Genomic DNA, 14252 nt, shown 5'->3' on the forward strand with positions numbered 1-14252 from the left:
TTAATCTGAAAAACCAAGTCTGAAGTACTTACTGGGCAAAGGTTTCAGGCTAGATTGCCCCTGGTGACAGCTTCGCTAGTTTCACCCCTAGTTATTATGAACTATAGGTGTAAAGATTGGTAAATTTAAATCGGGCGATCGCAACTAGTCTACAAGTGCGCCCTACTCTGAGGGTAGGAAATGTCAGTCAACCAATCGCTGGAGTGCGCGTTGCAATCTTTGCTGCGGCATGCGGCACTTGAGCCTCGAATCCGCGTCAATTTATTGCGCGGAATAGGTCAATGAGTTTACTCTTGAGAATCTACTTGTAACAGCCCAAAATTTTCTATTTTGGTTTATGATAATGATTATCATTATTTTAAGACAAGTACTCATTATACCGTTATAAAATGTTCCCACATTTATCCAAAACTTCTAAAATCAAGTTTTTCAGACGCGCTCTAATTACCAGCATCACCTGTTTAGGGGCGATCTCCTTAAATACAGCAACTACCGCCCAAAACAATTCTAGTCCCAAAATTGTCACGACTTTTCTGCCAATTCACTTGTTTACCCAAGCTGTAGTCGGAGATACAAGAGAAGTAGACATTTTAATCTCCCCTGGTATGGAGGTACATGACTATCAAGCCACCCCAGACGATGCCAAACTGCTATCTGAGGCAGATGTGTTAGTAGAAAATGGCTTGGGTATGGAAGAGTTTTTAGAAAGTTTAGTAGCCAATGCAGGTAACTCCAATCTTCAGCAAATTACAGCTAGTGAAGGGATTGAAGTAATCGAAGGGGAACACGACGAACATGACGAACACGGACATGAAGAACACGAAGGGGAAGAACACGGACACGGACATCACCACGAAGAAGGAAATCCCCACGTTTGGTTAGACCCAGTATTAGCACAACAACAGGTAGCGACTATTAGAGATGGTTTAATCGCGATCGATCCTAATAATGCAGATAGCTATCGTACCAATGCAGAAGCTTATATCCAGCAACTCCAACAGCTAGATAGTGAATTTCAACAACGATTAGCACCAGTCGCAGGCTGTAATTTTATAACTTTTCACGATGCTTTCCCATATTTAGCCCAACGTTACGGACTAACACAAGAAGCGATCGTAGAAATTCCTGAAGAGAGCATCACTCCTGGAGATATTCAACGAGTACAACAAACAGCCGACCAATATCAAGTTAAAGCTTTATTCACCGAACCTGGAATTGAAGACAGTCGCATTCAACAGATATCCAGTGACTTAGATTTACCTCTAGAAGCGATCGACCCTCTAGAGTCGGGAGAAACCGATCCCCAATATTATTTTCAAGCGATGCGGGGGAATTTGGAAGCGTTAGAAAGAGCGTGTCAATAAACATTGAACATTAGATATTTGTCTTCTGTCCCTAAATCGTTAAATTTGATGCACAGTAAGTTATCCATTACCCAACCTATCGTTACAGTTAAGAATTTATCGGTGATGCGTGGGGAATATTTAGCGGTAGATAATGTTTCTTTTGAATTATTGCCAGGTACTCACACGGCAATCATCGGTCCGAACGGTGCGGGGAAAAGTACCATGATCGGAGCTATTTTAGGCTTGGTTGAGGTGAGATCGGGTGAAATTAGGTTATTTAATTCTACTGGTAAACAATCAAAGCGATTAAAACAGGAAATTGGCTTTATTCCCCAAAAGTTTCCCTTCGATCGCACTTTTCCCTTGACGGTATCAGAGTTGGTGGCTTTGGGATTAAATAGCAAACAGTGGTGGTACTCTAGTAAACGGAAAAGAGAGAGAATTTACCAAGCTTTAGAACAAGTTCATCTAACCAAACAAGCCCGACAAAAAATCGGTACTCTTAGCGGAGGGGAACTAAAACGAGTCTTACTGGCTTATTGTTTGGTCGTTCCCCGTCGTCTTTTAGTTCTCGATGAAGCCCTAGCAGGGTTGGATGCTACGGGAGAAATGGAATTTGCGGCTTTGCTTAACAACCTCAAACAAGAACACAACTGGACGATTTTAGAAGTTTCCCACGATTTAGATTTAGTCAGTAGATATTGCGACTCGGTAATCTGTCTAAACCGTCGTCTACTGTATAAAGCATCGCCCGCAACTACCCTTACGCCCGAAAATCTCTTACAGATATACGGTTCTTTAGTTAGTCCTACCTGTCATCATCATGAACATAGCAGACGTACTGAGTCTTTTTAGTTTGCCTTTTATGCAACGGGCAGTACTAGGTGGCGTACTGTTGGGGATATTAGGGGGAATTTTGGGCAGCTTTTTAATCCTGCGTCGTCTCTCTTTATTTGGAGATACTGTAGGACATTCGGCAATGCTAGGAGTAGTTTTAGCTGCATTGTTAGAACTTCCTTCGACATGGACGCTAATTGGTTTCACCGTTGCTTTTGGTTTGGGAGTTATTTATTTAATTGACAGAACCGATTTAGGTAGCGATACGGTTTTGTGTATTTCCCTATCGGGTTCGATCGCTTTAGGCACAATTGGCTTTAGTTATTTAAAAGGATATCGAGGTAATTTATTATCAATTTTATTTGGGGATATATTGGCGATTAGCAACACCGATTTAATTTTATTGTTGTTGCTTTTAGGCGTAACTTTAGCCTGGATAGTTATCAGTTTACCAGAACAAATCTTACTAACCCTCAACAGCGATCTAGCCCTAGTTAAAGGCGTACCCGTTCGCTCTCATCGCTATTTTTTTATCGTGCTTTTAGCAATCACTATTGCCCTGACTATTCGGGCTGTTGGTATTCTACTGGTCAACGGTTTTCTAGTTATTCCTGCTGCTTCTGCCAGATTAATTTGCCAGCAATTTGTCCCGTTTTTAGCCACTGCTGCGGGTCTAGGTGCCACCAGTGGAGTAATGGGCATGGTTATTTCTGGCGCGATCGATCTGCCTAGTGGTCCGAGTATTGTTTTGGTTCAGTTGTTCGGGTTTTTGGCAGTGGCTTTATGGTGTCGGCAGGGTTAAATTGTCTGAGTTACGCTGGAAGGCATAAACTTTCAGAAAGAACTAAGTGGGGAAGTTTACCTGTGGAGAGCTTTTGGTTTAAATTGACCAACGGTCAGAGATTATCTGACGAGAGCGAGTAATCCAGATGCAAAAAGATAAACCACACTACCGTTCATGAATCAACTGCACGATGCTTTCACCTTATTTTTAAGTTTATTAATTGAAGCAATGCCTTTCCTACTATTGGGAGTATTGCTTTCTAGTTGTTTATTATTCTTGATTAGCGAAAAGCAGTTAATTGCCAAATTACCCAAAAATCCCGTACTGGGTTCTGTCGTTGGTAGCTGTATTGGTTTTTTGTTTCCTGTATGTGAATGTGGAAATGTTCCTGTAGCCAGAAGATTACTATTGTCTAGAGTTACCCCTTCTGTAGCAATCTCCTTTCTCTTGGCAGCACCAACGATTAATCCCATTGTAATTTGGTCTACCTGGATTGCTTTTGGCGATCGCCCCAGTATCGTTATTTGTCGGGTATTATTTTCTAGTGCGATCGCCACTATTGTCGGTTGTGTGTTTAGTATTCAACCAGACGCTAGTGAATTGTTACAAACATCCTTTGCCAAAAGATTACAATTAATAGTTAGTGTTACCCCAAATAAATCTCCATTATTACAGTCTGGTACTTTTTTTCTAGAGCAAGGTAAGTCGATTCCTTTTGATGAAGCTTTATCGAGACAGATTAAATCAGATAAGAGCGAAAATTTTCATTCCAAATGGCAGTTATTTTTTACTAACCTACTGGCTGAATTTAGCGAACTGGGGGGAATGCTGGTTTTTGGTAGTGCGATCGCTGCTACGATTCAAGTATTTGTCCCCCGCCAGATTATCTTAAGTCTCGGTCAAGACACAATAACCTCAATTATGGCAATGATGTTGCTAGCTGCGGTTGTCTCGATCTGTTCTACGGTAGACTCTTTTTTTGCTCTGTCTTTTGCTGCTACTTTCACTAGTGGTTCTCTACTCGCTTTTTTAGTATTTGGTCCCACAATCGACATTAAAAGTGTTGGTTTGATGGCATCAATTTTTAAACCAAAGATTATTATTTATATTTTTACCTTGGTGGCACAATTAACCTTTATTTTTACTTTGCTTTATAGTTATTTCTTTTAAGATAGATATTTTATTTGTAATGCGATCTAATTCTGCTCAAAACAGAGAAAGAAATTTGTTACCCTGGCTAGAGGGATGTGCGTTGTTAGCTTGGGGAGTTCTGCTCTTAAAGTATAGCTTTACGGGACAGTATAAACTATTGATTCATCCTAATTACTTCAGTTTAGTATTGGGTAGTGGAATAGTTTTACTAGTATTAGGTATTGTTAAAGTCAAGTCGATTTTAAATCATAGTCAGCCAAGCAAGAGCGAACACATTAGCTTGTTTCCTCCTGGATTGGGCAATAGCTTATTGTTAATAGTAGCGATCGCAGGACTATTAATTCCCCCCAAAGTTTTAACCAGTCAAACAGCCATTAAAAGAGGAGTCGGGGATCTGCCTCTAACCACCGTTCAACCCCAAGCCTTTCGCACCGCTAGTAAGCCCGAAGAGCGATCGCTGATTGAATGGATAAGGACGATTAACGCCTATCCCGAACCAGATGCCTACAGCGGACAACCAGCAAAGGTTACAGGCTTTGTGCTGCACTTAAGCGAACTGCCCGATAACTATATTATGCTCTCGCGTTTTGTCATCACCTGTTGTGCTGTAGATGCCTATCCGATTGGTATTCCTGTTAAATTGAATAGCAGTCGGAGCAATTATCCTGTAGATAGTTGGCTGACAGTTGAAGGAGTGGCGATTGCCGAAACCTTACCAGTTAAAGATCGCATTGAGACTAATACGATTACCAAAAAGCGTTCCGTAGCGATTGAGGCGCGATCGAGCGAAACCATTCCTACACCAGCAGATCCCTACAGTTATCGATGAACCAATCTAGATTATCTCAACCAATAGATAAATTGGCGATCACTTTAATTATCTTGCTAACTCTCATCATGGGGTTGTTGATTTGGGTTGGAACGGCTTGCGAAGATGAATGTCTGTTCCATGCGGGAGCAAAAGTTATTAGCTTTAGCTGGGATGACAAAACTATTGGCGGACAAGATCGGGCTTTTATTTTAACTTTCAATCGTCCGATGGATCGCGATAGCGTGGCAGAAAATTTAACTATTACGCCTCCACTTCCAGGTAAAATTAGCTGGTCTGGTTTGCGACTGGCTTATACTCTAAACAATCCCGTACCCTACGGAGAAACTTATCAGGTAACTCTAGCGGGAGCAAAAGAGAAGTTTCCCAATCGAGAACAGTCGGGAGCAGAAATTCAGCCTTTTGATGCCCAATTTCGCAGTCGCGATCGCGCTTTGGCTTATGTCGGTACTGAGGGAGAAGAAAAAGGACGATTAGTTTTATCTAATTGGACGCGATCGCAAAAAATAATCTTAACGCCGCAAAATTTAACTGTATTTGACTTTAAACCCGACCCCCAAGGGAATTTTCTCTTGTTTTCGGCTGCTGATTCTAGCCAGGGTATAGAGGGAATTGGCTACCTCAAGCTTTACAAAGTTTCTACTCGATTAGATTCCCCAACCAAAAACGGTTCGGCAGTTGAGTTAGTTTTAGACAACCAGAAGTATCGAAACAACAAGTTCGATATTTCTCAAGATGGTACAACTATTGTGGTGCAAAGACTTAACCGCAGCAACCCAACTGATTATGGTTTGTGGAAAATTGTTGAGAACAAATCGCCCCAAATATTTACCAACAATCAAGTCGGTGATTTTCTGATTACTCCTGATAGTCAAGCAGTAGCGGTAGCCCAGGGTGAAGGAATTGCTTTGTTACCCCTCAAAGCTCGAGTCGAACCCCTAGATTTCTTAGCAAGATTTGGTCAGGTACTCGATTTTACCGCCGATGGAACGGGAGCAGCCATGATTGACTACAATACCGATCGTGAAGATTTGAAATATACACGGTCGCTTTATTACGTTAATAGTCAAGGTGTTGAAAAAGAACTTTTAACTACTGATGGTTCGATCCGAAATTGTCAGTTCGACCCTACAGCCGAACATCTCTACTGTTGGCTGACTGAATTATCTAGGGGAGAAGTATATGTAGAGAAACCATATTTGGCAGAGATTGACCTGAAGACAGGAAAAATTAACACTTTAGTTACCATTCCGAAATATCAGGAAAGTCAGCTTAGCGTTGCCCCAGACGGATTAGGAATTCTTTTCGAGCGTAGCGAAGCACGCGATGCGATCGCATCGCCAGTCGTTGTTAGACGACGATCTGGGCTTACGCCCTGTCCGCCAGGCTTATCGCTAGATCGAGTTTATTCTGGTACTCTAGGCGAGAAAAAAAATAGTATCTTGTTAGCTATTCCTGCTGGAGATCTCGCCGACACAACTACTTCTAGTATCGAACAATTACCCTTTATTGGTTTTCAACCTCAATGGCTGCCTTAAATTAAATCTCAATCTTAAGCGATTATATTTTGCGCTTGCCCAATATTAAGTCTAGCAAGAGCGATTGCATCTCTCCAAGTTAAATCAACCAAAACCCTTCCCTCGCTTAGACTCAGACCAAATAATCAATTCCCCATCTTGACCCCCCGCAGCTAACTGTCTGCCATCTTGACTCCAAGCTAGACAGGAAAAACCGCCCCTAGCACCTTCTAATATTTGCCCTACTTGTTTGGCTTTTGTCCACAAGCACAACCAACCATCATCCGCAGCAGAAGCGAGTAATAAACTATGGGGATGAAACTCTAAAGCTTGAATCTTACTAAAATGTGAGGTTAAAACGCGGGCATTCCAACCATCTTTGTCGTCAGCTTCTTTTTTCCAGACGGCAATGCCTTCTACACTCGATGCTGCCAATAAAGGAGTATTGTTTGATAATCGTTGTGACCAAGTTAGATTGGAAATCTTACCAGGAAAACCCCGCATTACCCAAGGATGGGGACTGCCATATTCTAAGACAGTTATGGTATTGTCTAAATTACCAGAGGCAATATATTTACTGTCCCCCGACCAAGCCGTAACAATACTAGCTGAGGGCATATCGATGAGATAGGGATCGTCATCCCAATCTGTAGTAGACCATACTTTAACTCCTCCATTACCCGCGACCGTGATATTTTCTCCATTTGGTCGCCAAGCTAAATCTAAAACCGAGGAGTTAGCAAAGGGTAGAGTATTAATAACTGTTTGACTATCTGCATCCCAGATTTGTACGTAACGCCCCAAACTAAAGGCTAAGTAGTTACAAGTAGGACTCCAAGCCAGTTTATCAACCCATGAAGGCGCATTATCTAGGGTAGCGATTAATTTAACTTCCTGCTCCTGTTTTTTCTCTTTTTCTAAAGTAGAGACAGTTGACCAAACTTTAACCTTGCCATCCTGTCCGCCAGCAGCTAAAAACTTGCCATCAGCAGAAAAAGCCAAACAGTCAATAGATTCTACATCCGCAGGTAATAAACTAACCAGATTACGATCTTGCCATACAACCACTTCCCCCGCAGCCGAACTAGCAGCCAATAGACCATCGGATGACCAAGCTACTGCGGTAATGTATTCTGAGAGAATACGCCATTGTTGCTCGAATAAGATTTTTCGCTTTGTACCTACACCATACATTGCTTAAAGTCCTTTCTCAGTTGTGCCTCATCTAGATTGCGACCGATAAACACCAATTCATTCTTACGGGTTTCTCCTTCTTTCCAAGGGCAGTCTGGTTTCCCATCAAACAGCATGTGTACTCCCTGAAAGACAAAGCGATCTTCTTCCCCTGCAATATTTAAAATACCTTTCATGCGGAAGATATCTACCCCTTTGGTTTGTAACAGGTTACTCAACCAATTATTTAGTTTTTGTCCGTCTAATTCTCCAGATTCTACTATGGCAAAAGATTTTACTGTCTCATCGTGTTCGTGAGCATCTTCATTTAAAAATTCGGGGTCGATTTCCAAAGCACGGTCTAGATCGAATGCCTGTACTCCTAACAAAGCATCCATTCCTAGTTCAGAATTTTGAGTGCGGTAAATTGTTGCCATCCCGTTCATGGCTTTGATTTTGCTTTCTAATTCGTCTAATTCTTGGGGACTGACGAGATCGGTTTTATTGAGGAGAATCACATCGGCAAAAGCAATTTGTTCCTGTGCTTCATCTGCCTCCCAGTGTTGCTGGATGTGTTTGGCATCGACTACCGTAACCACTGCATCTAAAGCAATTTTATCTTTCATATCTTCATCGACAAAAAAGGTTTGAATGACAGGTGCGGGATCGGCTAACCCAGTGGTTTCAATCACCAAATGGTCGAATTGATTGCGACGCTTCATTAAATTGCCGATAATGCGAATCAAGTCTCCCCTTACTGTGCAGCAAATACAGCCGTTATTCATCTCAAAGATTTCTTCATCGGCATCAATCACCAGTTGATTATCAATGCCCACTTCTCCAAACTCGTTAACGATGACTGCTACTTTTTTACCGTGTTCGTAGGTAAGGATGCGATTGAGAAGAGTGGTTTTTCCCGCACCTAAATAACCAGTTAGTACAGTGACGGGAACGGTGTTGGTGGTTGTCGCTACCATAATCTAATTCCTAAGCTCTTTTAAATAATGATAATCGATCTCATTCTCAGAGAAACGGTTTTTAATCTAAAATTAGCCTGGGAGATTATTAAACATTGATGCTAAAGAAAATTCTGAATCGCTTCTGTCACAGCTTGGTTGCTGTAGTCATAGCTATTAGTGAAGAGAGTAGCTGGTTATTCTATTTCAATTTAAATATGTAATTCGGCTCTTGCTTTTTGGAGAACTTTTCCCGCAGATCGAGCAAAAACCACAGTGAGTAATAGCCCTAAAATGAAATCTGGCAAAAACGAACCAGTTAGAAATACCAATCCAGCAGTTAGCAACACGGAAGTATTGGCAATAATGTCATTACGGGAACACAGCCAAACCGAGGACATATTAATATTATCGTTACGGTGACGAATCAACAGTAAAAAGCAGATTAAGTTAGCTATTAAAGCTAGAATACCAATCTCGCTCATTAAACTAACTTTGGGGACGGTTTGAGCAAATAATTGATAGGTGGCTCTGGCAAATACAGCGATCGCCGAGAGAAACATAATACCGCCTTTGAGTATTGCCGATCGTGCCTGGGCTTTTTTTCCTTTTTGGATAACGTAAAGGCTACAGCTATAAACTAGAGCATCTCCCAGCATATCCAAGGAATCACCAGTCAGAGATAGAGAAGCTGCCTTAATTCCCCCGCTAAACTCCACCACGAACATCACCGCATTGATTATTAAAATAATCCACAGTATTTTAGCTTGGCGTTTTTGTAGCTGTTGTAATTCCTTGGCTTTGTGTTGACAACAATGTTCTGCCATTATTTTTCATCTAAACGTTCAAGTGAATGTTTGAATAATATTCATGATATCTCTCAAACGTTCAAAAGAACATTAGAATGTAAGCTAAATTGAAACTATCGAAATAGAGAAAGATTAAGACATACTGAATAAAAGCTAGATTAACTCACGCAAAGAATAGCTGAGTATATCGGTTACACGCCGATCTTTTAGCGAATAATAAGCTAATTTGCCGTCATTACGATATTTAAGTAATTTTAAATCTCGCATTTTCCGCAAATGATGGGAAGCGGTAGCGATCTTAATATTTAACATGGCTGCAATATCGCAGACACAAAGCTCATCGCCGTTTCTGAGGGCATAAAGTATCTTAACCCGCGAGCGGTCTGCTAAAGCACCAAAGATAACCGTCATTTCCTCTAAAGTATCGTCTGAAGGAAAAGTTTCCCGAATATGAGTAACTAACTCAGTGTTGAAACATCTTACCTGACAAAGATCGTCTGCTTTGGTTTTACTCACGGGTATTATAGGGGTAACGGTTAAATCTATTTAGTTCAATGGTACAAGATAGTTGAATTTCTAATGGGCAAGACTAGCGATCGCTTCTTCAATGAAAAAATCATCCAATCGCCAAACTGGGTTTAACAATCGCTGGCACGATACGTTGACACGCCATTTTTCCACCACCAATGTTTCTGGCAACAGGACCAATTTGCAAAGCAGCCAAACCACCCATAATAAAAAAGTTGGACTGGGGCAGACGCAAATGTTCGTCTAATATGGGTAAACCGTTCACTATTTCTGTGGGATAAGTCTCCAGTACGTCTTGTAATAAGGGATGCTCTGTAACATTGAATCTCGTTCCAGTAGCCAACCAGATACGGTTAAACTGATGTCTGCTTCCATCGTGACAATTAACCTGCCAGAGATTTTCTTGCCACTGTGCATCTCTGACTTGACAGCATTCGTCGATCTTCACCTTGCCTTCATGAGACGCTTTTCTCAGTTGTAACGTCATGTCTGGAGTCATCGAACCGCCATTACGGGCTTGCTGTATTTGCTTGTAACGCTTAGACCAATCGGTTTCGGCATGAAAGTCTTTGAGATATTTTGGTCCTAACCAACCAGGATCGGCATCAAAGATTCTCGATTGTAACTGTTTTCTAGCCATCAAGGTAAGAGTTGCACCCAGGTTTATTGCACCTCTAGCTAAATGTCCGCTAGTTAAGCCACCACCGACGATTAAAATCCTTTCTCCTGTTAACTTAAGTTGATTTAAATTTACCTGTTGCGAATGACATAATTTATCTGAGGGATGATCTGAAGTAGTTTTCTCTACCCAATTAGGAAGCTGTACTTTACCACTTCCCGTAGCTAATACCACCCTACGAGCAATGATGGTTTCTCCCGTATCTAAAACCAATTGAAATCGAGAACGAGAAGCATGTTCAATCGGCAAAATCCGAACTACTTTGGCGGGATAAACCTTATCTGCTAACTTCCAGCGACGAATTACCTCATCACAAAAATCATTAAACAGCTTTGTTCCTGGTCGATCGTAGGGCGGAAACAATTCACTATACCTATGTTCGGCAAAGGTTCTTAACTGATGGGGGTTGGGATCGGGATGATGGACGGCAGGCGATCGCAAATAGAGGATTTGTTGTGCTGCAAATTGTTGCTGCCATTGACTCATCCAAGTTTGACTGGGATCGAAAACTAGGAATTTACAATAGTGTTTCGCGCTTTTTTGTAACAGGTGGGTAGTTAAAGTAAGAGCCTGAACTCCTGCGCCAATAATCGCGCTATCGATGTAATTGGGTAATTTCACTCGCAAAAAATAATGATAATGATTATCTCTCTTAGTATATGATAATGATTATCATTTCAATTGACTAGATATTAAGGTGTGAGGAAGATGAAAAATCAACTGTGGGGAACTTGCTTGCTAAGTCCTCTATTTTTAGCAACACTTTTAGTACAAAATGAGGTATCAGCCCAAGATATTGCTTCATACAACACAGAATTAAGTCAGGTTACTAATGTGAATCAGTTACGGGATGTTTCCCCTACGGACTGGGCTTACGAAGCATTACGTTCTTTGGTAGATCGCTACGGCTGTATTGCAGGCTATCCCAACCAGACTTATCGCGGTAGTCAAGCTCTGACTCGTTATGAATTTGCTGCGGGGTTAAACTCTTGTCTGAATCAAATCGAACGATTGATTGCTTCCTCTGAGGCGGTATCTCAAGAAGATTTGGCGACAATTAATCGTCTATCTCAAGAATTCGAGGCAGAATTAGCCAGTATTGGCGGACGTATTGATAGCTTAGAAACTCGTACTGCTTTTTTAGAGGATAATCAGTTTTCCACTACTACTAAGCTAGGCGGGGAAATCAGTTTTGCCCTCAGTCAAGTTTTTGGTGATGAAAAAGCTGATGGTAGTGGCGATCTCGATAGCATCACCGTATTTAATTTTCGTTCTCGCTTGAGTTTTGATAGCAGTTTTACGGGCAGAGACCTCTTAAAAGTACGTTTAGATGCCCTGAATACCGTTCCTTTTGGTTCGGGAGAAGAGGAAGACGATCCCAACGTGACAGGGACAGGTATGACTCGTACTGCCTTTGATGAAGGTTCTGATGGTTCGGTAAGGATTGGTAAACTTTACTATACTTTTGCGATTGGGGAATCGGGTGAATCCGACCATTCGGGACACGGACATGACTCTCACGGACATGACTCTCACGAACACGATGAGGAAAAAGAAGCACACGGGGGACATTCCGAACATCTTCACGGTGCAGCAGAAGGAAAGTTATCTTTTGTGATTGATGCGGTTGGCGGAGAGTTTAATGAAAACTTTGCTAACTATAATGAGTATTTTTCGGAAGAATTAACGGGAGCAATATCTCGTTTTGGGCGCTTTAACCCTATTTACTATCAAGGTTTAGAAGGAACAGGAGCTACGGCTAATTATAGCTTTAGCGATGCGATCGCTCTTTCAGTGGGTTATCTTGCTCCCCGTGCTAGCGAACCCTTAGAAGGAGCGGGTTTGTTTAATGGCAGCTATGCAGCGATCGCACAGGTTAGTATCGAACCTATCGATGATTTAGGCTTTGGTTTAACCTATTCGCGGGGGTATTATGCACCAGATGAATTGGTAGTTTCGGGAGAGACAGGCAGCGAAACCGCTAATGCTCCCTTTGGAGAAGAGATTGCTACCTCTGCGGATCATTTTGGATTACAAGGAAAATACGAACTAAGCGATCGCCTGAGTATTTCTGCCTGGGGTGGTTTGAGTTTTGCTCATGCCTTAGCAGATGGAGATAATGAAGGCATTGCGGTAACGGATGGTGATGATGCGACGATCTTTAACTGGGCAGTGACTTTGGCTTTTCCCGATCTCTTGGCTGAGGGCAGTTTGGGAGGAATTATTTTTGGACAACCACCCAAAGTTAGTAGTAATGATGGTGGAGTAGAAGACGAAGATAGTGCTTGGCACGTTGAAGCCCAATATCGTTATCGGCTTAACGACCATGTTGCCATTAATCCTGGATTTTTTGTGGTAATTAACCCCGAAAATAATAGCGATAACGACACTATTTATGTGGGTACGATCCGCACCATTTTTGAATTTTAAGTTTTAGGGTTTAGAGTAGCAGGTCAGAGAGACTCCGCCTTAAAAAGGAGGAGCGACCCTGGCGAGGTTCCCTCGCCAAAGGAACGCGCTCCGATGCGGGGCTTCCTCTGACTTCGTTATTATTAGCCTGCTTTTTTTGTGTGATAACGATTATCATTATTGTAAGATCGACTCAATTGATTTTTATCTCTAGAATTACGCGGTCGCACCTTATGACTTCTCCTAATCAACATCTCTCCTTATTCCATCGTCCTCGTCGCCTCCGTCGCACCGCATCTTTACGTCGTATGGTGCGAGAAAACCAATTAACCGTTAACGATTTAATCTATCCCGTGTTTGTCATGGAAGGGGAAAACCAACAAGAAGAAATTCCTTCGATGCCAGAAATCTATCGTTATTCCCTCGATTTACTACTGAAAGAAATAGCCGATGCTGCTATTTTAGGGATAAATGCGATCGCACTATTTCCCCTGATTCCTTCAGATAAGAAAGATAACGCAGGAACAGAAAGCTACAATCCCGATGGTTTAGTACAGCGCACTGTAAAAGCAATTAAGCAAGAAATTCCCGATCTGACTGTCATTACCGACGTGGCACTCGATCCTTTTTCTACCTACGGTCATGATGGCATTGTTCGAGACGGTAAAATCCTTAACGATGAAACGGTAGAAGTGCTAGTAAAACAAGCAGTCTCTCAAGCTGAAGCAGGAGCAGATATCGTAGCCCCTTCCGATATGATGGACGGTAGAGTGTGGGCAATCCGCCAGGGTTTAGATGCTGCTGGTTACTTCGATGTGGGAATCCTAGCTTATTCGGCTAAATACGCTTCAGCTTATTATGGTCCTTTCCGCGATGCTTTAGAATCTGCCCCCCAATTTGGCGACAAGCAAACCTACCAAATGAATCCTGCTAATAGCCGAGAGGCAATTAAAGAAGTAGCCTTAGATATCGCTGAAGGGGCGGACATGGTAATGGTTAAACCAGCTTTAGCTTATCTAGATATTATTGGTCGCATCAAGGAATATACCAACTTACCCATTGCTGCTTATAACGTCAGTGGGGAATATGCGATGGTGAAAGCTGCTGCACAGCATGGCTGGATTGATGAAAAGAAAGTAGTTTTAGAAACTTTGACCAGTATGAAACGGGCGGGGGCAGATTTAATTTTGACTTATTTTGCCAAACAAGTAGCTTTGATGTTGCGATAAAAAA

The 14252-nt window shown here is 41.9% G+C and carries 14 protein-coding genes; 9 read left to right on the forward strand and 5 right to left on the reverse strand.

What is annotated here, in order from left to right:
- Positions 1-116 precede the first annotated feature (116 nt).
- The 7 genes from ACLFKQ_RS23790 (at position 117) to ACLFKQ_RS23820 (ending at position 6486) form a co-directional block, all read left to right on the forward strand.
- A complete protein-coding gene (locus ACLFKQ_RS23790) occupies positions 117-242 on the forward strand; it encodes a hypothetical protein (RefSeq protein ID WP_449002174.1) in 126 nt (41 codons plus the stop codon).
- Between the two features lie 147 nt (positions 243-389).
- Positions 390-1364 (forward strand): metal ABC transporter solute-binding protein, Zn/Mn family, encoded by a 975-nt coding sequence (locus tag ACLFKQ_RS23795; RefSeq protein ID WP_449002175.1) that lies wholly within the window; start codon positions 390-392, stop codon positions 1362-1364.
- A gap of 48 nt (positions 1365-1412) precedes the next feature.
- Positions 1413-2201, forward strand: coding sequence for a metal ABC transporter ATP-binding protein (locus ACLFKQ_RS23800; RefSeq protein WP_449002176.1), 789 nt, complete (start codon positions 1413-1415; stop codon positions 2199-2201).
- A complete protein-coding gene (locus tag ACLFKQ_RS23805; RefSeq protein ID WP_449002177.1) occupies positions 2170-2985 on the forward strand; it encodes a metal ABC transporter permease in 816 nt (271 codons plus the stop codon). The genes ACLFKQ_RS23800 and ACLFKQ_RS23805 overlap by 32 nt, the downstream gene beginning before the upstream one ends.
- A gap of 156 nt (positions 2986-3141) precedes the next feature.
- Positions 3142-4137, forward strand: a complete 996-nt coding sequence (locus tag ACLFKQ_RS23810; RefSeq protein WP_449002178.1) for a permease — start codon at positions 3142-3144, stop codon at positions 4135-4137.
- Between the two features lie 19 nt (positions 4138-4156).
- On the forward strand, positions 4157-4948 hold the full coding sequence (locus ACLFKQ_RS23815) for a TIGR03943 family putative permease subunit (protein WP_449002179.1): 792 nt from the start codon (positions 4157-4159) through the stop codon (positions 4946-4948).
- Positions 4945-6486, forward strand: coding sequence for an Ig-like domain-containing protein (locus ACLFKQ_RS23820; protein ID WP_449002180.1), 1542 nt, complete (start codon positions 4945-4947; stop codon positions 6484-6486). The genes ACLFKQ_RS23815 and ACLFKQ_RS23820 overlap by 4 nt, the downstream gene beginning before the upstream one ends.
- Before the next feature lie 84 nt (positions 6487-6570).
- Here the strand turns inward: ACLFKQ_RS23820 and ACLFKQ_RS23825 are convergent, their stop codons facing one another.
- The 5 genes from ACLFKQ_RS23825 to ACLFKQ_RS23845 form a co-directional block, all read right to left on the reverse strand.
- Positions 6571-7659, reverse strand: coding sequence for a WD40 repeat domain-containing protein (locus ACLFKQ_RS23825; RefSeq protein ID WP_449002181.1), 1089 nt, complete (start codon positions 7657-7659; stop codon positions 6571-6573).
- On the reverse strand, positions 7647-8615 hold the full coding sequence (locus tag ACLFKQ_RS23830; RefSeq protein ID WP_449002182.1) for a CobW family GTP-binding protein: 969 nt from the start codon (positions 8613-8615) through the stop codon (positions 7647-7649). Before ACLFKQ_RS23830 ends, ACLFKQ_RS23825 begins: the two co-directional genes overlap by 13 nt.
- Before the next feature lie 191 nt (positions 8616-8806).
- Positions 8807-9421: a cation transporter gene (locus ACLFKQ_RS23835; RefSeq protein ID WP_449002183.1), complete on the reverse strand. Its 615-nt coding sequence runs from the start codon at positions 9419-9421 to the stop codon at positions 8807-8809.
- Positions 9422-9556: 135 nt separating this feature from the next.
- Positions 9557-9925, reverse strand: a complete 369-nt coding sequence (locus ACLFKQ_RS23840) for an ArsR/SmtB family transcription factor (RefSeq protein WP_449002250.1) — start codon at positions 9923-9925, stop codon at positions 9557-9559.
- Between the two features lie 94 nt (positions 9926-10019).
- The gene (locus tag ACLFKQ_RS23845) at positions 10020-11231 is read right to left on the reverse strand and encodes an FAD/NAD(P)-binding protein (RefSeq protein WP_449002184.1); all 1212 of its coding nucleotides are present in this window, start codon (positions 11229-11231) and stop codon (positions 10020-10022) included.
- Positions 11232-11318: 87 nt separating this feature from the next.
- Here ACLFKQ_RS23845 and ACLFKQ_RS23850 point away from each other — a divergent pair, with 87 nt between their 5' ends.
- Positions 11319-13040, forward strand: coding sequence for an iron uptake porin (locus ACLFKQ_RS23850; protein ID WP_449002185.1), 1722 nt, complete (start codon positions 11319-11321; stop codon positions 13038-13040).
- A 212-nt stretch (positions 13041-13252) separates the two neighbouring features.
- A complete protein-coding gene (gene hemB / locus ACLFKQ_RS23855; RefSeq protein WP_449002186.1) occupies positions 13253-14248 on the forward strand; it encodes a porphobilinogen synthase in 996 nt (331 codons plus the stop codon).
- Positions 14249-14252: the final 4 nt, after the last annotated feature.

The organism is Myxosarcina sp. GI1(2024) (genome assembly GCF_053543375.1).

Excerpts from the sequence above, each read along its gene's own strand:
- ACLFKQ_RS23825 (WP_449002181.1), bottom strand. The coding sequence starts at position 7,659 with ATGTATGGTGTAGGTACAAAGCGAAAAATCTTATTCGAGCAACAATGG.
- ACLFKQ_RS23835 (WP_449002183.1), bottom strand. The coding sequence starts at position 9,421 with ATGGCAGAACATTGTTGTCAACACAAAGCCAAGGAATTACAACAGCTA.
- ACLFKQ_RS23795 (WP_449002175.1), top strand. The coding sequence starts at position 390 with ATGTTCCCACATTTATCCAAAACTTCTAAAATCAAGTTTTTCAGACGC.
- hemB (WP_449002186.1), top strand. The coding sequence starts at position 13,253 with ATGACTTCTCCTAATCAACATCTCTCCTTATTCCATCGTCCTCGTCGC.
- ACLFKQ_RS23805 (WP_449002177.1), top strand. The coding sequence starts at position 2,170 with ATGAACATAGCAGACGTACTGAGTCTTTTTAGTTTGCCTTTTATGCAA.
- ACLFKQ_RS23830 (WP_449002182.1), bottom strand. The coding sequence starts at position 8,615 with ATGGTAGCGACAACCACCAACACCGTTCCCGTCACTGTACTAACTGGT.
- ACLFKQ_RS23850 (WP_449002185.1), top strand. The coding sequence starts at position 11,319 with ATGAAAAATCAACTGTGGGGAACTTGCTTGCTAAGTCCTCTATTTTTA.
- ACLFKQ_RS23815 (WP_449002179.1), top strand. The coding sequence starts at position 4,157 with ATGCGATCTAATTCTGCTCAAAACAGAGAAAGAAATTTGTTACCCTGG.
- ACLFKQ_RS23820 (WP_449002180.1), top strand. The coding sequence starts at position 4,945 with ATGAACCAATCTAGATTATCTCAACCAATAGATAAATTGGCGATCACT.
- ACLFKQ_RS23810 (WP_449002178.1), top strand. The coding sequence starts at position 3,142 with ATGAATCAACTGCACGATGCTTTCACCTTATTTTTAAGTTTATTAATT.
- ACLFKQ_RS23800 (WP_449002176.1), top strand. The coding sequence starts at position 1,413 with ATGCACAGTAAGTTATCCATTACCCAACCTATCGTTACAGTTAAGAAT.